Raw genomic sequence first — 23,352 nt, forward strand, 5'->3', positions numbered from 1 at the left:
AAACCATGAAACTCAAGGACAGGGTCTGCATCGTCACCGGCTCCGCCAGCGGTATCGGCCTGGCGATCGCCAAAAAGTATGTTTCGGAGGGCGCCAAGGTCGTCATCGCCGACCTGAAGCTCGAAGCGGCGGAAGCAACGGCCAAGGACCTGACGGCGATGGGACCGGGCGAGGCGATGGGCCTTGCCATGGACGTTACCAGCGAAGACGCTGTCAACTCGGGCGTTGCTGCGGTCGTTGCCAAATGGGGCCGGGTCGATGTGCTGGTCTCCAACGCCGGTATCCAGATCGTCAACAAGATCGAGGATTACGCTTTTTCCGATTGGAAGAAGATGCTCGCCATCCATCTTGATGGCGCGTTTCTCACCACCAAGGCCTGTGTGCCGCACATGAAGGCGCAGAAGGGCGGGGCGATCATCTATATGGGCTCGGTGCACTCGCACGAGGCTTCGCCCCTGAAGTCGGCCTATGTCACCGCCAAGCACGGACTGTTGGGCCTCGCCCGCGTCGTCGCCAAGGAGGGCGGTCCGGACGGCGTGCGTGCCAATGTCATCTGCCCCGGCTTTGTCAGGACGCCGCTGGTCGACAAGCAGATCCCGGAACAGGCCAAGGAACTCGGTATTTCCGAGGATGAAGTCATCAGGAAGGTTATGCTCGGCGGCACTGTCGATGCCCAGTTCACCACCGTCGAGGATGTCGCCGAAGTGGCGCTGCTGTTTGCAGGCTTCGAGACCAACGCACTGACCGGCCAGTCGCTCGTCGTCAGCCATGGCTGGTACATGCAATAAGCGGTAAGTCCGGTCCGGCCGTTGAGCCTTCGCGGCCGGATCACGTTTACGTTAAGTTAACGGTTCAACTATTGCCTCACCGCCGGTGATGCCGCAATCCTGTTGTTCTGCTCCTGGCGATCTGCGGGACGTTCAGCGTCAGATCTACAGCATTGCTTGTCACCAACAAACGCGCCCGTGTTTGACCACGAAACGTGCGCCCAGTGGAGGAACGACAATGGACAAACCTGTCATCACCCAGGACATGATCAACGCCTACGACGAATACACGCATCTCACCCTCGATCGCCGGGGTTTCATGCAGAAGCTGTCGATTCTGACCGGGTCGGCCGCCAGTGCCGCCGCCATCGCGCCGCTGCTGGCCGCCAACAGCGCCCAGGCGGAAATCATCCCGGAGGCAGACCCGCGTGTGAAGGCCGAGGATGTCACCTATCCTGGCGCCGGTGGCGACATGAAGGGCTATCTGGTGCGCCCGGCCGATGCGGCCGGAAAGCTGCCCGCCGTCATCGTCATCCATGAAAACCGCGGCCTCAATCCGCATATCAAGGACGTCGCCCGCCGCATGGCGCTGGAAGGCTTCGTGGCGCTTGCCCCGGATTTCCTGTCGCCCGCAGGCGGCACCCCGGCTGATGAGGACAAGGCCCGCGAAATGATCGGGGCGCTGGATGGGAAGCAGACGGTCGATAATGCGGTTGCAACTGTCACCTATCTGAAAGGCAACGCCCTCACCACCGGCAAGGCCGGGGCGATCGGCTTCTGCTGGGGTGGCGGCATGGTCAACAAGCTGGCCGTCGCGTCGCCCGATCTCAAGGCCGGTGTCGCCTATTATGGCGCCCAGCCGCCAGCCGAAGACGTGCCGAAGATCAAGGCCGCGCTGCTGCTGCAATATGCCGGTCTGGACGACCGTATCAACGCCGGTATCGATGCCTATAAGAAGGCGCTGACCGACAATGGCAAGGATTTCACCATCCAGATCTACGAGGGCGTCAACCACGCCTTCAACAACGATACATCGGCTGCGCGCTACGACAAGAAAGCCGCCGATCTGGCCTGGAGCCGGACGGTGGAGTTTTTAAAGGCCAAGGTGGTTTAGCGAACGTTTGGAGGCTGGGGTGGAATTACCCCAGCAATGCCTTGCCAGCTTCCGTGACGAGGGCCGCCAGCGTCTGCTGATCGCTGTCGCGGCCACTGCGGTTGCGCCAGATGAGGCCGATCTGGCGCGACGGTTGCGGTTCGGCGAAGGGGACGATCCGCATGCGGTTGCGGGTTCGCTCGTCCTTGACAGCGATTTCGGGGATCAGCGTGATCCCCATGCCGTGGCTCACCATTTGCAGCAGCGTGGCCATCGAGGTAGCGCCATAATTCGCAACGCTACGGCCTGCGTTCGAGCCACAGACGGCAAGTGCCTGGTCGCGCAGGCAATGCCCCTCTTCCAGAAGCAGCAGCCGGTCCATGTCGACCTGGGCCTCTGTCATCGGTGAGACCAGCACGGTGTTTTCGTCATCGGCGCTCGCAATCAGGAAGCGATCCTCGAACAATGGGCAGGATTGCAGGCTGTCCTCGCCGTGCGGCAGCGCGACGATGGCGCAATCGAGTTTACCGTGCTTGACGTCGTCAACGCACCCGGTCGTTAACAGTTCGCGCAGTTCCACATCCAGTTTCGGGTAGCGTTGCCGCAGCATGGGAATGAGTTTGGGGACCAGATAGGGCGCAACGGTCGGGATGATGCCGAGCCGGAGCCGTCCCTCCAGCACGCCCGTTGCCTGCCGGGCGCGGTCATGCAGGGCGTCGACAGACAGGAGGATTGCCCGGATATCCGGCAGCAAGGCTTCGCCCTGCCGGGTCAAAAGCGCGCCGCTGCGGTTGCGCTCGATCAGTTTGACCTCAAGATGATTTTCCATCTCCATGATCTGCGCCGATAACGCCGGCTGGCTGACATTGACCATTTCAGCCGCCCGGCCAAAGTGCCGCGTGGTCGCCAGAGCATCGAAATAGCGCATTTGCCGGATGGTAATCATGATAAGTTTATCCTATCGATAATTCCATTAAATACAATTGGAAATTATGAATCTTATGGGGGATGTTGCGGCGGAACCAACGAAATTGCATTTTAAACAGGAGGCAGAAATGGACGCCAAAGTCGAGAAAACGGGCAAGTGTCCGGTCATGCACGGGTCGCTTACCAGCAACTCGGGCGAAGGGACTTCGAACCGTGAATGGTGGCCGAACCAGCTTAACCTCAAGATTCTTCACCAGAATTCCGCACTCTCCGATCCTATGGGCACTGGCTTCAACTACGCCGAAGCCTTCAAGACGCTCGATCTTGCGGCGGTGAAGCAGGACATTTTCGCCCTGATGACGGATTCCAAGGATTGGTGGCCGGCCGACTTCGGTCACTACGGTCCGTTCTTCATCCGTATGGCCTGGCACAGCGCCGGCACCTACCGCACGGGCGATGGCCGTGGCGGCGCATCCTCCGGCACCCAGCGTTTTGCGCCGCTCAACAGCTGGCCGGATAACGTCAATCTCGACAAGGCCCGCCGCCTTCTGTGGCCGATCAAGCAGAAATACGGCAACGCGCTCTCCTGGGCAGACCTTCTCATTCTGGCGGGCAATTGCGCGCTCGAATCCATGGGCTTCAAGACCTTCGGCTTCGCCGGTGGCCGTGCCGACGTCTGGGAGCCGGAAGAGGATATCTATTGGGGTGCCGAGCGCACCTGGCTCGACGACAAGCGCTACAGTGGCGACCGCGATCTGGAAAACCCGCTCGCAGCGGTGCAGATGGGCCTCATCTATGTGAACCCGGAAGGCCCGAACGGCAATCCGGACCCGCTGGCCTCTGCCCGCGACATCCGCGAAACCTTCGCCCGCATGGCCATGAACGACGAGGAAACCGTTGCCTTGATCGCCGGTGGTCACACCTTCGGCAAGACGCATGGTGCTGGCGATGCCGCTCATGTCGGTCTGGAGCCGGAAGGCGCTGACATCGAGCAGCAGGGTCTCGGCTGGGCCAGCAGCTACGGCAGCGGCAAGGGTGGCGACACGATCTCCAGCGGTCTCGAAGTCACCTGGACCTCGACGCCGACGCGCTGGAGCAACAACTTCTTCTGGAACCTGTTCGGCTACGAATGGGAACTGACGAAGAGCCCGGCCGGTGCCTATCAGTGGACGCCGAAACATGGCATGGGTGCCAATTCGGTTCCGGATGCCCATGACCCATCGAAGCGCCATGCCCCGGCCATGCTGACCAGCGACATCGCGCTGCGCGCCGATCCGGCCTATGAGAAGATCTCGCGCCGCTTCTACGAGAACCCTGATCAGTTCGCCGATGCTTTTGCCCGCGCCTGGTTTAAGCTGACCCACCGCGACATGGGACCGAAGGTTCGTTATCTCGGACCGGAAGTGCCAAGCGAAGACCTGATCTGGCAGGATCCGATCCCGGCTGCCGGTCATCCGCTGATCGACGCGGTAGATATTGCCGGCCTCAAGGAAAAGATTCTGGCTTCGGGCCTGTCGGTCTCGCAGCTGGTCTCGACGGCCTGGGCGTCTGCTTCGACCTTCCGTGGCTCGGACAAGCGTGGCGGCGCCAACGGTGCGCGTATTCGCCTTGCGCCGCAGAAGGATTGGGAAGCCAACCAGCCGGAACAGCTGGCGGCCGTGCTGGCAACGCTTGAAGGCATTCAGTCGGCCTTCAACAGCGCCAATTCGGGCGGCAAGCAGGTGTCGCTGGCCGACTTGATCGTGCTTGGCGGTGCTGCTGCCGTCGAAAAGGCCGCAAAGAGCGCCGGTCAGGATGTTGCCGTTGCCTTCGTGCCCGGCCGCACCGATGCGACGCAGGAGCAGACCGATATCGAATCCTTCTCGGTGCTCGAGCCGGTTTCGGACGGTTTCCGCAACTATCAGAAAGCCAGCTTCACGGTATCTGCCGAAGAGCTTCTGATCGACAGGGCTCAGCTCTTGACCCTGACGGCACCGGAAATGACGGTGCTGGTCGGCGGCCTGCGCGCCCTGAACGCCAATCACGGCCAGTCCCAGCATGGTGTCTTCACCACGCGCCCTGAGACGCTGGCCAACGACTTCTTCGTCAACCTGCTCGACATGGGCACGGTCTGGAAGGCGGCGACGCCGGACAAGGAAGTCTTTGAGGGGCGTGACCGGGCAACCGGTGAGGTGAAATGGACTGCCACCCGCTCCGATCTGGTCTTCGGCTCAAACTCCCAGCTGCGTGCGCTGGCCGAAGTCTATGGCCAGAACGATGCACAGGGCAAGTTCGTCCGTGACTTCGTTGCTGCCTGGAACAAGGTGATGAATGCAGACCGGTTCGACCTGGTCTGATCCCGTTCACTGATACCGGTTGCTGCTGTTTTGGCAGCCGATTTCATCATCATGATTGACAAGGCCGGGCTCTCAAGGGAGCCCGGTTTGCTATTATGGTATCCAACATCGTTCTTCCGATGCGTTCACCAGCGAAGTTTATGGAAGGTTTTCGCTCAGGCTGGCCTTGGCCGTCTTCGATGGTATCCACAATGACGAAAAGTGCCGTGAAGCCACTGATGTCGAACACTTCCTGAACGGCGGGTTGCAGGCCTGCGAGTACAAGCTTCTTTTTGGCGGCGCGGCTCGCCTTGGCAGTCTTGAGCATGACGCGCAATCCCGCCGAACTGACATAGTCGAGACCGGCCATGTCCATGACGAGGAAACCGTAGGTATCGCGACGTGGCCTGCGCTTCGGCCGGATCTGAAAACGCCGTATTGCATCCGGGTATGCCAACTGGCCGTAGAGTGGTCCGAGGCAGATGGAGAAAGGTGCAGCTCGGGGCCAGCGCGCGCCAACCCGCGCATGGCGGGGAGTATGGTTCTCGCAGGATACACAAGCGCGCTAGACTGCAGCGCCAGCCATCCCTTACCTTCAGTCCTTCAAACGTGGCACGAACGGAATTTCGGATGATCAAGGGAATTGCACTTTTATTGTTGTTTCAGTTGTTGGGGGAAAGCCTAGTCTTCACCTCCGGGATTCCTCTCCCCGGCCCAGTCGTGGGCTTGGTCTTTCTCTTTGTCGCGATGCAGCTCTGCAAGGCGTTTGGGCTTTCCCTCTTTGCGGAAACCGAAGCGGCCGCCGACGGCTTCCTGGCCAATCTTGGCCTGTTGTTCGTGCCCGCCGGGGTTGGAATCATTGCCCTTTCGGGTGAGTTGCAGAGCCAGGCGAGCGCCATACTTTTGGTGCTCGTGGCTTCCGCGGTCCTTACGCTCGCCATAACGGTATGGACATTCATCATCGTTCGGCGACTTGTTGGAGGGAAGTAGCCCCATGAAGCATCCGATGGAACTGTGGGTTTATCTTTCAACCTCCCCGCTTCTTTGGCTGACCCTGACCTTGCTTGTGTGGATCGTTGCGACCACCATCTCGGTTCGCCTGAAACGCCATCCGCTGGCCAATCCCGTTCTGATCTCCATCGTGCTGCTTTCATGCACGCTATGGATGTTCAATGTGCCGTACGAGAGGTTTTTCGCTGGAGCGCAATTTATTCATTTCCTGCTCGGGCCTGCCACGGTGGCGATTGCCATACCCTTGTTCCGGCAATGGCAGAAGGTGAGACAGGCGCTTGTTCCGATGGGCGCAGCACTCGTCGTCGGGTCGTTTTCTGCGGTCCTATCGATCATCGTGATGGGGAAATGGGCAGGTCTTTCACAAGACGTGCTCATATCGTTCCTGCCGAAATCGGCTACTGCCGGCGTGGCCATGTCAATATCGGCGTCATTGGGTGGGAACCCTTCGCTGACGGCAGTTTTGGTGATCCTGACAGGCATCGTCGGTGCAGTTGTCGTCACGCCCTTCATGAATGCGATGCGGATCAAGGATTATGAAGCCCGCGGTTTCGCCGTCGGGCTGACCTCTCACGGAATCGGAACAGCCCGCGCCTTCGACGTTGATGAAACTGCGGGGCTTTTTGCCGGGATGGCGATGGCTTTGAACGCCATCGCGACCTCGGTGGTCGTGCCGCTCCTTGCCAGGCTGATGCTATGAAACACGGCCGCGCCGGATGTTGTTTCCGGCGCGCGCTGCAGACAGCCTCAACCGAGGCTCAAACCGCCATTTCCCGCCGTTTTTCGCCGCTGACGATGGCAAGATCAAGGACCTTTTGCAGGCCGGCTGCATGGCGGAAATCGGGGTCTCCGGAAATCCCCGACGCAACGGCATCCGCAAACCGCTGGTAGTTGGTTGGCACCACGCCGGCAGCGACATCTTTCCAGATACCCTTGTCGACATCTTCACCCAGGCAGACGCGCAGGGTCGATCCGTCGGGTGTGTGGATCACCTCGATCGCACCCTTGTCGCCATGCATGCGCAGGCGCAATTCATTGAGATGGCCTGTCGCCCAGCGGCTGGCGTGGATCACGCCCATGGCGCCGTTATCGAACTCGGCCGTCATGGTGAAGCTGTCATTGGCATCGAGATCGTATTCGCCGATCTTGTTGCCGGGCGCCTTATCGAAGGTTTTCAGCCGGGCGGAAACGCGCTCGACATCACTACCCGCACCACAGGAAGCGAAATCCAGGATGTGGATGCCGACATCGCCGAGAACGCCGTTCGATCCATGCTTGGTCGACAACCGCCAGAGCCATTTGGATTCCGTCGCCCAGTCACCCCAGGCTTTGGAGACGAGCCAACTCTGTAGATAGGACGCCTCGATATGGCGGACGGTGCCGATCTTGCCGGCCAGGACCATCTCGCGCGCCTTCTGCAGCGGCGCGACGTTGCGGTAGGTCAGGTTGACCATGTTGATCAGGCCCGACTTTTCTGCAGCCGTCGCCATCTCGTCAGCCTTGGCATAATCCTCGGCCAATGGCTTTTCGCAGAAGACATGTTTGCCGGCAGCAATAAGTGCCAGTGTCGTCGGATGATGCGCCTTATCTGGGGTGACGTTCGCCACCGCGTCAAATGCACCCCAAGCGATTGCCTCGTCGAGCGAGGTGAAGATATTGGCGATGCCATGGGTTTCGGCAAAGGCGCCGGCGCGGGCCGGATCCACATCGACGGCGGCGACCAGGTCGACGCCGCCGATATCCGCAAAGGCTTTGGCATGGCTGTTGGCCATACCGCCGGTTCCAAGAATGAGAAGCCGCATGGTTTGCCTCACCTGTATCCGGCTTCACCGGCCTGATGCAGGCGCGGGCCGCGTTCGACGATCGGCTCCAGCGCCTTTTCGACGGGAACGTTCGGCGCATCATGGATGGCGCTGTAAGTACCCTGCGGNGCCTGATGCAGGCGCGGGCCGCGTTCGACGATCGGCTCCAGCGCCTTTTCGACGGGAACGTTCGGCGCATCATGGATGGCGCTGTAAGTACCCTGCGGATTGTAGGCCCACTTSACCGAATTGCGCAGGACYTTGTGGACGTTGGCGTCATGATAGGTCGGATAGGTCTCATGACCGGGGCGGAAATAGAAGATGTTGCCCGCACCACGGCGCCAGGTGAGACCGGAGCGGAACACTTCTCCACCGGCAAACCANTTGTGGACGTTGGCGTCATGATAGGTCGGATAGGTCTCATGACCGGGGCGGAAATAGAAGATGTTGCCCGCACCACGGCGCCAGGTGAGACCGGAGCGGAACACTTCTCCACCGGCAAACCAAGAGATGAACACGGTTTCCAGCGGTTCCGGCACGGAGAATTGCTCGCCGTACATTTCCTCGTTTTCGAGTACGAAGTTCTCGTCCAAGCCAGCTGCAATCGGATGGCGCGGGTTGATCACCCACAGGCGTTCCCGCTCACCCGCCTCACGCCATTTCAGCGCGCAAGGCGTGCCCATCAGCCGCTTGAACGGTTTTGAGAAATGGCCCGAATGCAAAACGATCAGGCCCATGCCTTCCCAGACCCGCTTGGCAACGCGCTCGACGACTTCGTCTGAAACTGCGCCATGATCCTTGTGGCCCCACCAAAGCAGGACGTCGGTCTTTGCCAGACGCTCGACGCTCAGGCCGTGTTCCGGTTCCTGCAATGTCGCCGTTGTCGCCTCGATCGTCGGATCGGTGTTCAGCGCAGCGGCAATCGTGTTGTGCATGCCGTTCGGATAGATGCTCCTGACGATCGCGTTGGTCTGTTCGTGGATGTTTTCGCCCCACACGACGGTACGAATAGACAATTTCATTCTCCTGATTTTCTGCGTCTGAAGTAGGCGCTTGCGTTATTTGCGGTTTATGGGTGTCGGCGCAGTTTCTAGGCTGCGCCGCGCAACTTTGCCGTTGCCATGGCCTGGCCCGCTGCGTCGAAACGGTGAACACGGCCTTCGATTGGCGCGACTTCCAGCTTTTGCCCGGGCAGGTGGCCGGTGACCCCGGTTTCCCGGACGATCAGCGGTTCTGAAGACCCGGCGTCGATATAGACATAGCTGTCGGAGCCGAGGATTTCGGAGTGGACGACCGTTCCCGCCCAATGACCATCATGCGGCGTGATGGTGATATGCTCGGCGCGAATACCGATCGTGTGGGCATCATAGGGCCGCGAGAAGTCGCCGGAGAGGAAGTTCATCTTCGGGGAGCCGATGAAGCCGGCGACGAAGAGCGAATTCGGGCTTTCGTACAGTTCCAGAGGCGTGCCGATCTGTTCCACCAGCCCGTCCCTTAGAACACAGATCCTGTCTGCGAGCGTCATTGCCTCGACCTGGTCGTGGGTGACGTAGATCATCGTCGTATTGTGCATCTTGCGATGAAGCTTTGCGATCTCAAGGCGTGTTGCTACGCGCAACGCTGCATCGAGGTTCGACAATGGCTCGTCGAATAGAAAGACCTTCGGATCGCGCACGATGGCTCTCCCGATTGCCACGCGCTGGCGCTGCCCGCCCGAGAGTTGCCGCGGCAGGCGCTGCAGATAGGGGGTAAGCTGCAGCATTTCGGCGGCGGCTTCGACGCGTTGCTTGCATTGCGCCTTGTCCCGCCCTGCCAGTTGCATGCCAAAGGCCATGTTTTCGTAGACCGTCATATGCGGATAGAGCGCATAGGACTGGAACACCATGGCGATACCGCGTTTGGGTGGCGTCAACTGGTTGACGACCTGACCATCGAAAGACAGCGTGCCCGCGGTGATCTCCTCCAACCCCGAGATCAGCCGGAGCAAGGTAGACTTGCCGCAGCCTGAGGGGCCGACAAAGACCATGAACTCACCCGCCTTGATGTCCATGCTGACGCCTTTGATGACCTCGAAGGCGCCGAAGGATTTGCGGATGTCCCGCAGTTGAATCTCTGCCATTTTATTCTCCTATCCTTTGACGCCGCCGGCGGTGAGGCCGGATATGATCCGGCGCTGAAAGATGAGTACGAGGATCACGAGTGGAATTGTGACGATCACGGAAGCGGCCATGATGCTGCCCCAGGGAATTTCGAACTGGCTGCCGCCCGAGAGAAGCGCGATGGCAACCGGAACGGTGCGCTGGGCGTCCGATGACGTGAAGGTCAGGGCGAACAGGAACTCGTTCCATGCGGCTATGAACGCAAGTAGACCCGTGGTGACGAGCGCTGGCCACATCAGCGGCATGAACACCCGCGTGATGATCACCCAGGGAGTGGCGCCATCGACGATGGCAGCTTCCTCGATTTCGATCGGCAGGTCCCGCATGAAGGTGGTCAAGACCCAGACCGTGAAAGGCAGCGTGAAGATCATGTAGGAAAAGATCAGCGCGAACGGCGTGTTGAAGATGCCGATAAACCGGATGAGTTCGAAAAGGCCGGCGAGCACAGCAATGTGGGGAAACATCGAAACCGAAAGGATGGTCAGCAGCAGCAATCCCCGCCCGCGAAAGGATACCCGCGCCAGGGCATAGGATGCAGTGACTGCGAGCAGCAATGAGACAGCCACCACCAATCCGGCGACCATCAGCGAGTTGCCGAGGTTTCTCAAGAAACTGCCGCCGGATACGACGTTGGTATAATTGGCCAGCGAAAAGGACGTCGGCCAATAGTCCACCCGGAACAACGCCGTGCCGGTTTTGAAGCTGGTCAGGATCGCGTAGTAGAAAGGAAACACCGCGATGATGATGATAGCGGCGACCAGAGCATAGAACGCCGTGCGCTTTGCAAATGCGGCAACCATCACCGCTCTCCTTCAAGGTTGACGCGGCCGAACCACATGTAGAGGACCGTGATCGTCGCAATGATCAGGAACAGCATGGTCGAAGCGGCCGCTCCATAGGCGAATTTGTCGAACTCGAAGAGGTTTTCACGGGCAAGCACCGACATGGTTCGCGTCTGCGCGTTGTTCGGCGTCAGCACGTAGATCAGGTCGAAGATGCGCAGCGAATCGAGCATGCGGAAAATAATGGCGACCATCAGCGCGGGCCGGATCAGCGGTAGAGTCAGGTGCCAGAACACCCGCACGGGGTGAATTCCGTCGATCCTTGCAGCCTCGTAGATATCACCGGGAACCATCTGCAGGCCGGCGAGGATCAGCAGCGCCATGAATGGCGTGGTCTTCCAGACATCGACGACCAGCACTGCGATCATTGCGGTGTCCGGGCTCGCGGTCCAGGCAATCTTCTGGCTGATCAAGCCAAGGCCGAGCAGCATGTCGTTCAAGATGCCGAACTGATCATTCAGCATCCAGGCCCACATCTTGGCCGAGACGATGGTGGGAATGGCCCAAGGGATGAGAATGGCGGCGCGCACGAGGCCGCGTCCGCGAAATTCCGCATTTAGCACCAGCGCAACAATCAGGCCGAGCACGGTTTCAATGACAACGGAGATCAGCGTGAATTTCAGGGTGTTCCATACGGCGCCCCACCAAGCCGGATCGGCGAGAAGGCCGCTGTAGACAATCCGTCCGCTCTTCAGCGTGATCCACGACAGGTAGTTCTTGAAGCCGACGAAATTGGCACCCGACAGGTCGGTGAGCGATGCATCGGTAAAGCTGAAATAGATGGTCCTGATAAGCGGCCAACCGGCGACGATGGCGAGCACGAACAGAGTGGGTGCCAGGAATATCCAGGCTGAACGCACACGCTGCGCCTGCAGATCGGAGCGGATTCCGCCTCGGGTCACCGCAACGGCCGAAGGGGAAGCAAGGGAAAGTTCGGTCATGACGATTGCTCACTGGTTGTTGCCGGCACCTGCCGGAAGCATCAAACGGACGGAGCGGCCGCAATCGGCTGCCGCTCCGTGGCTAAATGCAATTACCAGGCGTCGCCCTTGAGGCCGGTCAATTCGACTTCGAGCAATTCGAGATTGTCGGCGGCCGAGCCATTTCCAGAGAGCGTGTTATGCACCGCGCTCCAAAATTTCGAGGAGACTTCGTTGTACTTCACCTTTGCCACTGCAGAGGGGCGTGGCACGGCGTTTTGGAAGATCGGCTTCCAGCTCGCCATGAATGGCTGGCTAGCGGCGATGTCGGGATCGTCATAAAGAGCCGACAGTGTCGGCAGGTTGGAAAGCTCCACTGCACGCTTCTTCTGTACTTCGCTGGAGGCGAGGAACTTTACCAGTTCGATCGCGGCTTCCTGTTCGTCTGAATATTTGGAGACGGCAAGGTTCCAGCCGCCCAGAGCGGAAGACGGCTGATCGCCGGCAGCAGCGACCGGGAGCGGCAGGACGCCGAATTTGCCCTTGATCGCGCTATCATCACCATTTCCCAGCGCATAGGCGTAGGGCCAGTTGCGCATGAACGCCGCATTGCCGGTCTGCCAGACGCCGCGGGATTCCTCTTCCTTGTAGGCAAGTACACCTTCGGGCGTAATCGTGCCGATCCAACCCGTGGCGCGGTCGATGGCCGCCGCGGCCTTTTCGTTGTTGATGGAGATCGTTCCGTCCGGCTCGATGATCTGACCGCCGCCCGAAGACTTGATCCATTCGAGCGCATTGCAGGTCAGGCCTTCATAGGCATTGGCCTGGAAAACGAAACCCCAGAAATCTGCCTGTCCGGCGGCACGTTCCTTCTCCTGGATTTCCTTCGCCGTTGCTTCCAGCTCGTCCCATGTTTTTGGCGGCTGCTTGCCGTATTTCTCAAGGAGGTCCTTGCGGTAATACATGGCAGGCGCGTCGGTATACATCGGCAAGGAGACAAGCCGTTCATTGACCGTCTGCGATGCGATGATCGAGGGGAAAAAATTCGCGGCGACGTCCTTGGTGGCTTCTGTCAGGTCGATGAATTGATCGGCAAGCTGTGGCGCCCAGACAATATCGGTCTGATAGATGTCGACATCCGTATTGCCGGCGGCAAGCCACAGCCGGTACTGCCCGAACTGTTCGCTGCTCGAGGATGGCATCGTCACGAGATTAACCTTGTGACCGGTCTTTGCCTCGAACTCGACAAAACGGGCACGCAGGAAATCAACATTCTTGCCGGTCGAGTTTGCTGCGATTGACAGTTCGGCGGCAAAAGCGCCGCTCGCGGTCATCGCACCCAATATTGCTGCTGTTGCAAGTAGTTTCATCTTCATTAGCTCCTCCCAGGCCTCCAGCGCGCCAATTGAAACGGATCGAAAAAATCGAAAGCGCTTTGGTTCAGAAAAACTGTCAGAAAGAAAAAAACGAGTCAAGTCACAAAGCTGAGGCTGACGGTTTTTTAGGTAAAATCGAAATATTATTGATATATTTCAACTTATTAATAGAAGCGGATGTTTTCTGTATTGTCGCGGCGATGAACTGCGCGACGTGCCTCATTCGCAGACAAGGAGAAAAAAATTGAAAACGTTTTAATTTATTCGTAGGCTGGATTGCCTGATCGACTCTCAGATGGATTGCTGGGTGTGGGGTAGCAAGATATAGCTGATACGAGCATTCCAAACCGGAAGACCGCCGTCGAATCCCATGAAACTCAAAGACTTTGCCAAGCATCTTGATCTGTCTCCAACCACGGTAAGCCGGGCCTTGAGCGGCTATCCTGAGGTTCGCGAAAGTACCCGCAAGCGCGTTGCCGATGAGGCGTTGCGTCTGGGCTACCGCCCCAATATCAATGCCGTGCGGCTTGTAACCGGCCGGGTCGGCGCCATCGGCATCCTGATGGGGCGAGGCCGCGAAGTTCATTTCGCCGAATTTCTCAGCGGCATGGGCGAACGCCTTGGTGGTGAGGACATCGACATTCTCGTCACCCCGATTGCCGAGCATGATGCGAGAGAGGAGATCCAACTCTACAGCCGGTTGGTGGAGAGCCGGCGCGTCGATGCCATCATCGTCAACGGCCCACGGCCCGATGACGAGCGCATCAGTCTGCTCCATCGGCTGGGCATGCCCTTTCTCGTGCACGGGCGGTCGGAAACGGCTGTTCCCTATGCCTGGCTCGATATCGACAATGAAGGGGCAATCAAGCGTGCCACCAGTCATCTGCTTGATCTGGGGCACAGGCGTATCGCCATGATCAACGGTCGTCCCGGAGTGACTTTCTCCGTGCACCGTGACAAGGGCTATCGCGACGCTTTGGTGGAGCGGGGCCTGCCGTTTGACCCGAAACTGGTTGCGCACGGTAATTTTACCGACGAGGTCGGCTTCCGGTTCGCGCGATCCTTTCTCGAGCAATCGCCACGCCCGACAGCGTTTGTTGCCGGTTCTATGATGACGGCGCTCGGGGTTTATCGTGCGGCACGTTCCCTTGATCTTATTGTCGGCAAGGATATTTCGGTCATCGCCCATGACGATGTCTTTCCTTACCTAAATGCCGACAATATGGCCCCATCGCTCTCGACGACGCGGTCGTCGATGCGTGCTGCTGGCACGCGCTCGGCGGAACTGGTGCTACAACTCCTCTCCGGCAAGCCGCCGGCGGAGATCCACGAGTTATGGCCAGTCGAGCTTATTCTTCGTGAATCCACAGGCCTGGCCCCATAGTCTTTCCTGAATGTGAGCCGGTCGTCGCGTTTCCCGTTTCTGCAGCGGACATGCGCATGGCCACCGGCCTGCACCATTGCGGTCTTTTGTGGCGGCCTCATCGTGGCCGGTGCTCGCGGGGCGTTCGCAGGAAGCCACACGAAACTCGCTGCCTTGTGTTCGCGAAAAACAATCCGTGGATTTGATGTTCGTTGAAACACAATTCCCTTTAATTTCCGCAAATTAGAGCAGATGTGAATATCTTGCGTGTGTGCGGTTCGATACAATTGCCGCCAGGACGCCGTAAAAGGGCGTCGCGAAACAGGAGAATAGAATGAGCGCTTCCACAACCCGCAACTCCGGACTGGCCGCGGGACTTGCCGTTGCTCTTGCAATGAGCGTCTTCGGCCCGGCGCTTGCTGCGGAGAGCGATCCGGACGCCACGATCAACATCGGTTCGCTTTATGAACCACAAAATCTCGACAATACCGCTGGCGCCGGTCAGGGCATCAACGAAGCGTTCAACGGCAATGTTTATGAAGCGTTGTTCCGGCTCACGGATGCGGGCACGGTCGAGCCGTCGCTTGCCAAGGATACAAAGGTGAGCGAAGACGGCCTCACCTATACGTTCACGCTGCAGCCCGGCGTGACCTTTCATTCCGGTGCGCCGCTTACGTCAAAAGATGTGAAGTTCTCCATCGAGCGCGTCACCGCCGAAGCTTCCAAAAGCTCGCGCAAGAACAGCCTGAAGACCATCGCAAGCGTCGAGACGCCGGACGATGCCACCGTTGTGGTGAAACTGGCCGCGCGCTCGATCTCGCTGCCTTACAATCTGAGCTATGTCTGGATCGCCAACGACGAGGCCAAGGACTTTCAATCGAAGGAAGATGGTACCGGCCCCTACGCACTGCAGGAGTGGCGGCGCGGCTCGTCGCTCGCCATCGCCCGTTTCGACAAATACTGGGGTGAAAAGCCGAAGAATGCCGAGGTGGTTTTCCAGTATTTCACGGAAGCGACAGCGCTCAACAATGCGCTGCTGACCGGTTCCGTCGATATCATCACCTCCGTGCAGAGCCCGGATTCGCTTGCCCAGTTCAAGGATAATCCAGAGTTCGCGGTCAGCGAAGGCAAGTCCACGACGAAGCTTCTGCTCGCCTATAACGACCGCGTTGCGCCCTTCGACAATGTGAAAGTTCGCAAGGCTCTCGCCCGCGCCATTGACGATGGGAAGCTCTTGAAGGCCGTCTGGGGCGATTACGGCACGCTGATCGGTTCCTTCGTGCCACCGACGGATGCCTGGTATGCCGATCTGACCAAGGTCGATGCCTATGATCCTGAAAGCGCCAAGGCCCTACTCAAGGAAGCCGGCTATCCCGATGGCTTCACCTTCACCATCGATACGCCGAACTACGATCCGCATCCGATTGCAGCGCAGTTTATCCAGAGCGAGTTGGCCAAGGTCGGAGTCAAGGTCGAGATCAACGTCATTACTGCCAACGAATGGTACACGAAGGTCTACAAGGCGCATGACTTCCAGGCGACCCTGCAGGAGCATGTCAACCATCGCGATATCGTCTTCTATGGCAACCCGGATTTCTATTGGGGTTACAACAACCCGAAGGTTGCCGACCTGATCAAGCAGGCGGAATCAAGCGGAACGGAAGAGGGGCAGACTGAGAAGTTGAAGGAAGCCAATACGATCATCGCGGAGGATGCAGCCAGCAACTGGTTCTACCTCTATCCGCAGATCGTCGTGTCCAGGGCCTCGGTCAGCGGCTATCCGTTGAACGGTCTCAACTCGCAGTTCTTCGCCTACGGTATCACCAAGGCCGAGTAACAACTGCCACGCCGGATACTCGACACAAGGCGCCGCCCGGCATATGAATGCGCGGGCGGCGTCCGCGCATGAGAGGTCAAGACCATACTTTCCTACATACTCCGCCGCTCCGCCATCTTGGTGCTGTCGGTCGTCATTGCCGCCGTCATTCTGTTCGTGCTGCTGCGCCTCTTGCCGGGCGACCCCGCAAATGCGCTGGTTTCCGTCGGCGCCGATGCGGCGCAGATCGAGGCCGCCCGCAAGCAGGTGGGTTCCGACTTGCCGCTCTACGAACAATTTCTACGTTTTGCCGGCAGTCTGGCCCGCTTCGACCTCGGCAACTCCTTCGTCAGCGGCGCGCCGGTACTCAATGAAATCGGCAAGCGCCTCATCGTCACCGTACCGTTGACCCTGATGGCCTTTGCCGTTTCCATCGCCATCGCTGTTCCTCTCGGCATCCTCTCTGTCGTGCGCCAGAATCGGTGGTACGGCGCGTTGATCTCGGTCGTTTCGCAGCTTGGAATTGCCGTGCCAGTGTTCTGGATCGGCATTCTTCTGGTCACGGTGTTTGCGGTCAATCTGCGGCTTTTTCCCTCCGGAGGCTTTCCCTCGCGCGGCTGGCAGGCGCCCGGCGCCGCCGTTCAGGCCTTGGTGCTGCCGGTTGTGACCATCGCCATCGTCATGTCTGCGTCTTTGATCCGGTATGTGCGTTCGGCAACCCAGGATGTTCTGGGCAGCGACTACTTGCGCACCGCGAGGGCGCTGGGCGCGACCTTCTCCGAGGCGCTGATCCGCCACGGCATCCGCAACGGGGCCGTTCCGGTCATTTCCGTGCTTGGTATCGAGCTGGCATCCACCCTGCTTGGCGCTGTGGTGGTGGAACGGGTATTTGCCCTGCCGGGCCTTGGTTCCATGCTGCTGCTCGGCATCGAACAGCGGGACTATCCGAATGTGCAGGGCGTGCTGTTCGTTTCGACATTGCTGGTGCTGCTGGTCGGCTTTGCTGCCGACCTTATCCAACGTTTGATCGATCCACGCCTGCGTACCCGAGTTGTAGGAGGTGGGGCATGAGCGTGCCAGAACCTCTGATTGCAACTGAAAGCGTGCCGCAAAAATCGACCGTTCCCTGGCCGCTTGCCATCGGCGGACTTCTCGTTGGTCTGCATGTCGTGATCGCGCTCCTCTCGCTCGTTTGGACACCTTACGGCGTGGCCGACATGGTCGGCGGCCGGCTCGAAGGTCCTTCGTTCGCGCACTGGGCAGGCACAGACCGGCTCGGCCGCGATCTCATGACCCAGATCATGGTCGGCTCACGCATCGCGCTCGTCGTCGGCTGCGGGGCGGTTGCGCTCGGCGCCTTGATCGGTGTGACAGCCGGGGTTCTATCGGCCTTTGCCACGCGCACGCTGGATGATGTGCTGGCCGCAGCCCTGGATATCCTCATCGCTTTCCCGACGCTGCTGCTCGCCATGCTGATCGTTGCTTCCGGCGACGGGGCAAGCCTGTGGACGGCAATCCTCGCCATCGGCATCGCCGGTTCGGCCATCGTGGCGCGGTTGTCGCGCATTCTTGCAAAGCGCATCCTCGCAATGGATTACATCACGGCGGCGCGCATTTCCGGTACGTCGTGGCCGGGTATCGTGCGTATCCATGTCCTGCCGAACATCTGGCCGACGCTCGTTGTCAATTTCGCGCTGCAATTCGGATTGGCCATCATTGCCGAGGCATCGCTGTCCTATCTGGGGCTCGGTGCGCCGCCGCCGAACGCCTCCTGGGGTCGGTTGCTGCAGGAGGCGCAGGCATCCGTTTATACCGCCCCCTTCGGCGCCATCGCCCCCGGTCTTGCGCTGGTCTCGCTGGTCATTGGTCTCAATCTCTTTGCCGACGGCCTGCGTGAGGTTGCGGATCCGACCCGAAGGAGAAGCCGGTGAGCGCCTTGCTGTCAGTCGACAATCTGGAGATCCGTACGCCCGGACGGACGCTTGTTTCCGGCATTTCCTTTTCGATCGCCGCTGGCGAGCGGGTCGGGCTCATTGGCGAATCCGGGTCAGGCAAGTCGCTGACAGCGTTGGCCATGCTGGGTCTCCTGCCGGAGCCGATGCGGGTTGCCGGCTCGATTCTGCTGGACGGTCATCAGGTGATCGGTACACGCGATCGCGATCTCGTGCCATTGCGTGGAACGGGCGTCGCCGTCGTGTTTCAGGAGCCTATGACCGCGCTCGATCCGCTGATGCGGATCGGTCACCAAGTTGGGGAAGTGGTGCGCCGCCGGGCCATGCGCGACGGAATCGCTTGCGGCAGGGAAGAGGTATCGCGGCGGGTACTGGGACTTTTGGAACGCGTTGCGCTTCCGGAGGCGGATCGTATTGCCCGCGCCTTCCCGCACGAGATTTCCGGCGGCCAGCGTCAGCGTGCGGCCATCGCCATGGCACTCGCCTGCCGGCCGAAGCTGCTGATTGCCGACGAACCCACCACCGCGCTTGATGTCACCACACAGATGGAAATTCTGAAACTGCTGGAAGGCCTGGTCCAGGACGAAGCGATGGGGCTGCTTTTCATCAGCCACGATCTGCCTGTCGTGGCGAGCATCGCCACCCGTGCGCTGGTGATGCGCGGCGGCAGGCTGATCGAGGAAGGGCCGGTCGCGGCACTCTTCAACCGGCCGGCACATCCCTATACCGGAAGCCTGGTCGCCGCCGCCCGTGCGTTCGATGCGGCGCTGGAGATGACGCAATGACCCTTCTCGATCTTACTGGCGTTTCCTTCGCCTATGGCGGCGGCAAGACTGTTTTGCAGGGCATAGACCTGTCCATCCGTGCAGGAAACAATCTCGGCATTGTCGGCGAATCCGGTTCCGGCAAGACGACGCTTCTGAAGCTGCTGCTTGGGCTGGAGCGTGTCTCCGCCGGCACGGTATCCTTTCGCGGCCAAAGCCTCGACACCGGCAATCGCAGCTTCATGCGCGGTTTTCGCCGTAGCGTACAGGCCGTTTTCCAGGATCCATATTCATCGCTAGATCCGCGCCAGCGGGTCTTCGACATCATAGCGGAGCCGTTGCGCTCGCTGAAAATCGAAACCGACATTGCCAATGCTGTGGCTGAGGCCTTGCAGGATGTTGATCTGCCAGCGGATGCGGCCGGACGCTATCCGCATGAATTTTCCGGTGGCCAACGCCAGCGTATCGCAATCGCGCGCGCAATCGTCGCCAAGCCCGACCTCATTATCGCCGACGAGGTGGTCAGCGCTCTCGATCTCTCCACCCGCACGCGAATCATCGACCTCATGCGCACTCTCGCGTCCCGGATGACTTTTATCGTGGTCTCGCATGATATTGCCCTGGTGGCGCTGCTTTGCGAACAGTTGGTGGTGCTGGAAAAGGGCCTGATTGTCGAAAAGGGCGCCACGCGCGACCTGCTTTCCCGCCCCGCGCATCCTTACACGCAAAAGCTGCTCGCGAGCATGCCGAGAATGCCGGTGACTGGATGATAGGCAGGCGCCGGCCGGTCCTAGCCTGAGGTCTGAAGCTGGCTTTACTGGAAAAGCGCACCATCCTTCTTACCACTCTGTTGCCTTGCCCGGTTTGTCGGGCCTCTACACGGTGTTGAGGATCACCATCCTGAATGACGTCGCGCGTGCCGGATGGCCGCCAAATTCACGCCTCGCGTTGTCGATGTTGAGGCCGCCATGGCCAATAGAGCGAGACGCTAGCCCGGAACCGTGAAATTCTCGGCCTCTTTCTACGGGGCTATTTTCACGGCGCGTCAGGCCTACTTCGGGCTTGTCACTGCTCTTGTCAGCACCTGCGTCTTAAAGGCGATTGATATTCAAGCAGGATTCACGACGAGCAGAACTTTTCCGGTTGATAACCTTGTGATTTCTCCATGAAAATTTCGCGCGGAAAACGCCAATTATAGAAAATTCATTTCATATTAAAGTGCTAATGGAGAAAATTATATTGACTATGAAGGAATTCTACGCATTATTTGGAAAATAAATTACGTCGCCCGGCGATGACATATTACGGGAACATACGGGTTCAGAGCATGAGGGAATACGGTTCAGCAGGGTGCGCGCCGCGACAGGCGCCAGCAGGCCTCGGCTGGACGGTGTGTGCTTGGGCCCTTTTCGGAGCAGACTGACATGCCCATTCTTATGGCTCAACTTGCCTCCAAGGCAGGTATCTCATCGTGCGCCGCCGTCGAGATCGGGGCTGTTTCGCGTTGAAATCGCTCATCCCTCTCCATGCGGGATTCCAGTTGGTCTCCCCAGCGGTCACGCATGCCGCCTTGCCGAATTTCTCCCTGGCGAAGGCGGGCAGGGGGCCGTCCAAACGCGGCCCCCTGTACCTGCGGGGTGCTGGCCTGCTCGCACCGAAGCCAGCCGCTGCTGCGTGACCTGTTTGACGATCAAAGGAAAGACCCGATGACTGTGCCTTCCGAGCCCAACCTCTCCATGCTTTTCGAAACGGTCTGGACGCCGCCTGCCGGCGAAGAGGCGCCGCGCTATACGGTGCGGCTGACCAATCTCGGCGCGACGCCGCTGGCGGATTTCGTGCTTTGCTTCAGCGGCCCGGCCCGATTGCAGGCGACGGCGGAAATTCAGAACGGACGGCTGGTGCGGCGCTTTTCCAACCACAGCACGATAGCACCGCCGGATGGCTTCGTGCTGCTGCCCGGCGCAACCTGGGAGGCGAGCAGCCGCCAGCTCTCCTATCCATTGCGCCACTGGAGCGACGGCGCGCGCAATGCCTATGTGGTCACCGCCGAAGGAACGATCCTGCCGGCGCGTGTGCTGCCAACCATCTCCACAGCCGCGGAAAACGCACCGCGCCGCGGCACTGCCCGCGCGCCGGTCCCGTTCAATCCGCCGGAACCGCTGTCGATTCTTCCCTGGCCGAAGGATGTCCGGGGTATCGCAGGTGGGCAGGTGCCGCACGGGCTTGCCCTTGGCACTGGATCTGCAGCAGCGGTTGAGGCGGCCGACGCCTTCGCGGACATCACGGCGCGGCTTTTTCCCGGCGAAGGGTTGGTACGGGACGCTCATCAGGGCGGTTTGACAGTGCGTTTTGCCGAACGGGCGGGCGAAGCGGAGGCCTACCGCCTCGACTTTGCAGCCGATGGCGTGCTCGTCACTGCCGCCGCGTCTGCGGGCTTCCTTTATGGCCTCATCACCCTCGGTCAAATTCTTCGCGGCGCGCGGCGTCAGCCGGCGACCTTCCTCTTCCCTGTGGCAGGCACGATCGAGGATGCCCCGCGCATGGACTTTCGTGGCTGCCATCTCGATGTGGCGCGGCAGTTTTACGCGGGGGCAGAGGTCAAGCAGTTCCTGGCGGTGCTTGCCTGGAACAAGCTCAACCGCTTCCACTGGCACCTCACCGACGACGAGGCTTGGCGCATCGAGATCGCTGCCTATCCGCACCTGACGGAGAAGGCCGCCTGGCGTGGGCATGGCCTGTCCGTGCCGCCGCTCTTCGGGTCCGGGCCTTTCGCCACTGGCGGTTACTACACGCAGGCCGAAGTGCGCGAGATCGTGGCGCTTGCCGGGCGTTACGCCATTGCAGTCATCCCGGAAATCGATGTTCCCGGCCACAGCTTTGCTCTGCTTCAGGCGTTGCCTGAACTGCGTGACCCCGATGAGACCGGCGAGTATGCCTCCGTGCAGGGCATGCCGAACAATTGCCTCAACCCCGCCCAGCCGAAAGCGATCGCCTTCATGGAGACGGTGATGCGGGAACTCGCCGGGCTCTTTCCCGCCGGCATCCTGCATGTCGGCGCCGATGAAGTGCCTCTCGGGGCCTGGTCCGGCTCGCCGATGGCACTCGCCATGCTCGCCAGTCTTTCCGGCGAAGACGCGGCCAGGAGCCATGCGCAGCAAAACAACATGGAGACCAACCACAACGGCGCCGATGACATCGAGGATGCGCCGACCGCCGTGCTGCAGGCCGCGTTCCTGCGGCAGGTGCATGAAAGCGTGCGTTCGCTCGGTTGCGTGACCGGCGGCTGGCAGGAGGCGGCGCATGGTGATGTGCTTGACAAGGGATCGTCGTACCTCATCGGCTGGCGCGACGTACCGGTGAGCGCCCGTCTTGCCGAAGCGGGTTATGACATGGTCGTGTCTCCGGGGCAGGCCTACTATCTCGACATGGCCCAATCCGCCGACTGGAACGAGCCCGGCGCCGGATGGGCAGGCTCCCCTTCTGCGCGCGACACTTACGATTTCGATCCGGTCCAAGGTTGGACAGTGGAGCAGCTCACGCATTTCAAGGGCATTCAAGCCTGTATCTGGAATGAATCCATGGCCGATCGCGGGGTCTTCGACCGCCTCGTCTTCCCGCGCCTCTCGGCCATAGCGGAGACCGCCTGGACGCCGTGGGCACAGAAGGACTGGGACCGTTTCATCGTAAATGCGGCGCTGATGCCCAACCTCTACGGCCACTGGGCCTGACGGAGAGCGAAGCGATGCCCGATCTTCTCGTCAACCTCTACTCCCAAAAGTTCAAGGGGCTCGCCGCGCTGCCACCGGTCGCGGGCGTCGCGATCCGCGCGGCGCTGGCGCCGGAAATGGCGCTCGTCGTCGATTGGGTGCGCGAAAACTTTTCCGACAACTGGGCAAGCGAGGTGACAGTCGCTTTTTCGCGCCGGCCGGCCGCGTGCCTTGTCGCTGTCTCGGAAGGGCGGCTCATCGGCTTTGCCTGCCATGACATCGTGGCACGTGGCTTCTTCGGCCCGACGGGCGTGCATCCGGATGCGCGCGGCAGGGGTGTTGGCGTGGCGCTGCTTGCCGCCGCGTTATCGGCGCTGAAGGCGGATGGTTATGCCTATGCGGTGATCGGCGATGCCGGGCCGGTGGATTTTTATGCACGTACGGTCGGTGCAACACCGATCCCTGCGGAGGACAAGGGCGTCTACGAAGGCATGTTGCGCCGACCGAAATCTGACAGAACAAGAGAGGAGTGAGTGAA

General features: G+C 60.1%; 20 protein-coding genes and 2 pseudogenes. 13 read left to right on the forward strand and 9 right to left on the reverse strand.

The features are described 5' to 3' along the window. Positions 1-5: 5 nt before the first annotated feature. Both ASD36_RS08740 and ASD36_RS08745 read left to right on the forward strand, forming a co-directional pair. Positions 6-788 (forward strand): 3-hydroxybutyrate dehydrogenase, encoded by a 783-nt coding sequence (locus tag ASD36_RS08740; protein WP_060508845.1) that lies wholly within the window; start codon positions 6-8, stop codon positions 786-788. Positions 789-1,005: 217 nt separating this feature from the next. After that, positions 1,006-1,881, forward strand: a complete 876-nt coding sequence (locus ASD36_RS08745; RefSeq protein WP_060508847.1) for a dienelactone hydrolase family protein — start codon at positions 1,006-1,008, stop codon at positions 1,879-1,881. A gap of 25 nt (positions 1,882-1,906) precedes the next feature. Here ASD36_RS08745 and ASD36_RS08750 read toward each other — a convergent pair whose 3' ends face one another. Beyond that, positions 1,907-2,806: a hydrogen peroxide-inducible genes activator gene (locus tag ASD36_RS08750; protein ID WP_060508849.1), complete on the reverse strand. Its 900-nt coding sequence runs from the start codon at positions 2,804-2,806 to the stop codon at positions 1,907-1,909. 109 nt (positions 2,807-2,915) lie between these two features. On the opposite strand from ASD36_RS08750, the gene katG reads away from it, so the two are divergent. Next, on the forward strand, positions 2,916-5,123 hold the full coding sequence (gene katG / locus ASD36_RS08755) for a catalase/peroxidase HPI (protein ID WP_060509046.1): 2,208 nt from the start codon (positions 2,916-2,918) through the stop codon (positions 5,121-5,123). Between the two features lie 49 nt (positions 5,124-5,172). Here the strand turns inward: katG and ASD36_RS08760 are convergent, their stop codons facing one another. Next, positions 5,173-5,559 (reverse strand): STAS domain-containing protein, encoded by a 387-nt coding sequence (locus ASD36_RS08760; protein WP_277995991.1) that lies wholly within the window; start codon positions 5,557-5,559, stop codon positions 5,173-5,175. Positions 5,560-5,732: 173 nt separating this feature from the next. Between ASD36_RS08760 and ASD36_RS08765 the strand changes: the two genes are divergently transcribed. Both ASD36_RS08765 and ASD36_RS08770 read left to right on the forward strand, forming a co-directional pair. Continuing rightward, entirely contained in the window at positions 5,733-6,092 is a 360-nt protein-coding gene (locus ASD36_RS08765) for a CidA/LrgA family protein (RefSeq protein WP_060507048.1), read from the forward strand. Positions 6,093-6,096: 4 nt separating this feature from the next. Further along, positions 6,097-6,813: an LrgB family protein gene (locus tag ASD36_RS08770; protein WP_060508853.1), complete on the forward strand. Its 717-nt coding sequence runs from the start codon at positions 6,097-6,099 to the stop codon at positions 6,811-6,813. Positions 6,814-6,871: 58 nt separating this feature from the next. On the opposite strand, the gene ASD36_RS08775 is transcribed toward ASD36_RS08770, so the two are convergent. From ASD36_RS08775 to ASD36_RS08800, 7 genes and pseudogenes are all read right to left on the reverse strand, one after another. Then, complete coding sequence (locus ASD36_RS08775; RefSeq protein ID WP_060508855.1) at positions 6,872-7,915, reverse strand: Gfo/Idh/MocA family oxidoreductase; 1,044 nt, start codon at positions 7,913-7,915, stop codon at positions 6,872-6,874. A gap of 129 nt (positions 7,916-8,044) precedes the next feature. Then, positions 8,045-8,298 (reverse strand): annotated as a pseudogene (locus ASD36_RS31310) (ThuA domain-containing protein); the annotation flags it as partial. 1 nt (position 8,299) lies between these two features. Next, positions 8,300-8,931 (reverse strand): annotated as a pseudogene (locus ASD36_RS08780) (ThuA domain-containing protein); the annotation flags it as partial. A 74-nt stretch (positions 8,932-9,005) separates the two neighbouring features. Next, positions 9,006-10,034 carry an ABC transporter ATP-binding protein gene (locus ASD36_RS08785; RefSeq protein WP_060508860.1) on the reverse strand — a complete coding sequence of 343 codons (1,029 nt, stop codon included), beginning with the start codon at positions 10,032-10,034 and terminating at the stop codon, positions 9,006-9,008. 9 nt (positions 10,035-10,043) lie between these two features. Further along, complete coding sequence (locus ASD36_RS08790) at positions 10,044-10,874, reverse strand: carbohydrate ABC transporter permease (RefSeq protein ID WP_060508862.1); 831 nt, start codon at positions 10,872-10,874, stop codon at positions 10,044-10,046. Beyond that, positions 10,874-11,857: a sugar ABC transporter permease gene (locus ASD36_RS08795; protein WP_060508864.1), complete on the reverse strand. Its 984-nt coding sequence runs from the start codon at positions 11,855-11,857 to the stop codon at positions 10,874-10,876. Before ASD36_RS08795 ends, ASD36_RS08790 begins: the two co-directional genes overlap by 1 nt. A 92-nt stretch (positions 11,858-11,949) precedes the next feature. Further along, positions 11,950-13,212, reverse strand: a complete 1,263-nt coding sequence (locus ASD36_RS08800; RefSeq protein ID WP_060508866.1) for an ABC transporter substrate-binding protein — start codon at positions 13,210-13,212, stop codon at positions 11,950-11,952. Positions 13,213-13,582: 370 nt separating this feature from the next. Here ASD36_RS08800 and ASD36_RS08805 point away from each other — a divergent pair, with 370 nt between their 5' ends. From ASD36_RS08805 to ASD36_RS08840, 8 genes are all read left to right on the forward strand, one after another. Further along, positions 13,583-14,596: a LacI family DNA-binding transcriptional regulator gene (locus ASD36_RS08805; RefSeq protein WP_060641722.1), complete on the forward strand. Its 1,014-nt coding sequence runs from the start codon at positions 13,583-13,585 to the stop codon at positions 14,594-14,596. Positions 14,597-14,909: 313 nt separating this feature from the next. Further along, positions 14,910-16,412, forward strand: a complete 1,503-nt coding sequence (locus ASD36_RS08810; protein ID WP_060508870.1) for an ABC transporter substrate-binding protein — start codon at positions 14,910-14,912, stop codon at positions 16,410-16,412. Positions 16,413-16,508: 96 nt separating this feature from the next. Then, positions 16,509-17,462, forward strand: a complete 954-nt coding sequence (locus tag ASD36_RS08815; protein WP_060508872.1) for an ABC transporter permease — start codon at positions 16,509-16,511, stop codon at positions 17,460-17,462. Next, positions 17,459-18,322, forward strand: coding sequence for an ABC transporter permease (locus tag ASD36_RS08820; RefSeq protein ID WP_082562722.1), 864 nt, complete (start codon positions 17,459-17,461; stop codon positions 18,320-18,322). The genes ASD36_RS08815 and ASD36_RS08820 overlap by 4 nt, the downstream gene beginning before the upstream one ends. Beyond that, entirely contained in the window at positions 18,319-19,128 is an 810-nt protein-coding gene (locus tag ASD36_RS08825) for an ABC transporter ATP-binding protein (RefSeq protein ID WP_060508874.1), read from the forward strand. The genes ASD36_RS08820 and ASD36_RS08825 overlap by 4 nt, the downstream gene beginning before the upstream one ends. Continuing rightward, positions 19,125-19,877: an ATP-binding cassette domain-containing protein gene (locus ASD36_RS08830; protein WP_060508876.1), complete on the forward strand. Its 753-nt coding sequence runs from the start codon at positions 19,125-19,127 to the stop codon at positions 19,875-19,877. The genes ASD36_RS08825 and ASD36_RS08830 overlap by 4 nt, the downstream gene beginning before the upstream one ends. A gap of 936 nt (positions 19,878-20,813) precedes the next feature. Further along, positions 20,814-22,835 (forward strand): beta-N-acetylhexosaminidase, encoded by a 2,022-nt coding sequence (locus tag ASD36_RS08835; RefSeq protein WP_060508878.1) that lies wholly within the window; start codon positions 20,814-20,816, stop codon positions 22,833-22,835. Between the two features lie 14 nt (positions 22,836-22,849). Further along, a complete protein-coding gene (locus tag ASD36_RS08840; protein ID WP_060508880.1) occupies positions 22,850-23,347 on the forward strand; it encodes a GNAT family N-acetyltransferase in 498 nt (165 codons plus the stop codon). Positions 23,348-23,352 lie beyond the last annotated feature (5 nt).

It is taken from the genome of Rhizobium sp. Root1334 (assembly GCF_001426665.1).
Lineage (GTDB): Bacteria > Pseudomonadota > Alphaproteobacteria > Rhizobiales > Rhizobiaceae > Pararhizobium.

Bases quoted from the DNA above. Each gene is read 5' to 3' on its own strand.
- ASD36_RS08740 (WP_060508845.1), top strand. From the start codon at position 6: ATGAAACTCAAGGACAGGGTCTGCATCGTCACCGGCTCCGCCAGCGGT.
- ASD36_RS08745 (WP_060508847.1), top strand. From the start codon at position 1,006: ATGGACAAACCTGTCATCACCCAGGACATGATCAACGCCTACGACGAA.
- ASD36_RS08750 (WP_060508849.1), bottom strand. From the start codon at position 2,806: ATGATTACCATCCGGCAAATGCGCTATTTCGATGCTCTGGCGACCACG.
- katG (WP_060509046.1), top strand. From the start codon at position 2,916: ATGGACGCCAAAGTCGAGAAAACGGGCAAGTGTCCGGTCATGCACGGG.
- ASD36_RS08765 (WP_060507048.1), top strand. From the start codon at position 5,733: ATGATCAAGGGAATTGCACTTTTATTGTTGTTTCAGTTGTTGGGGGAA.
- ASD36_RS08770 (WP_060508853.1), top strand. From the start codon at position 6,097: ATGAAGCATCCGATGGAACTGTGGGTTTATCTTTCAACCTCCCCGCTT.
- ASD36_RS08775 (WP_060508855.1), bottom strand. From the start codon at position 7,915: ATGCGGCTTCTCATTCTTGGAACCGGCGGTATGGCCAACAGCCATGCC.
- ASD36_RS08785 (WP_060508860.1), bottom strand. From the start codon at position 10,034: ATGGCAGAGATTCAACTGCGGGACATCCGCAAATCCTTCGGCGCCTTC.
- ASD36_RS08790 (WP_060508862.1), bottom strand. From the start codon at position 10,874: ATGGTTGCCGCATTTGCAAAGCGCACGGCGTTCTATGCTCTGGTCGCC.
- ASD36_RS08795 (WP_060508864.1), bottom strand. From the start codon at position 11,857: ATGACCGAACTTTCCCTTGCTTCCCCTTCGGCCGTTGCGGTGACCCGA.
- ASD36_RS08800 (WP_060508866.1), bottom strand. From the start codon at position 13,212: ATGAAGATGAAACTACTTGCAACAGCAGCAATATTGGGTGCGATGACC.
- ASD36_RS08805 (WP_060641722.1), top strand. From the start codon at position 13,583: ATGAAACTCAAAGACTTTGCCAAGCATCTTGATCTGTCTCCAACCACG.
- ASD36_RS08810 (WP_060508870.1), top strand. From the start codon at position 14,910: ATGAGCGCTTCCACAACCCGCAACTCCGGACTGGCCGCGGGACTTGCC.
- ASD36_RS08820 (WP_082562722.1), top strand. From the start codon at position 17,459: ATGAGCGTGCCAGAACCTCTGATTGCAACTGAAAGCGTGCCGCAAAAA.
- ASD36_RS08830 (WP_060508876.1), top strand. From the start codon at position 19,125: ATGACCCTTCTCGATCTTACTGGCGTTTCCTTCGCCTATGGCGGCGGC.
- ASD36_RS08835 (WP_060508878.1), top strand. From the start codon at position 20,814: ATGACTGTGCCTTCCGAGCCCAACCTCTCCATGCTTTTCGAAACGGTC.
- ASD36_RS08840 (WP_060508880.1), top strand. From the start codon at position 22,850: ATGCCCGATCTTCTCGTCAACCTCTACTCCCAAAAGTTCAAGGGGCTC.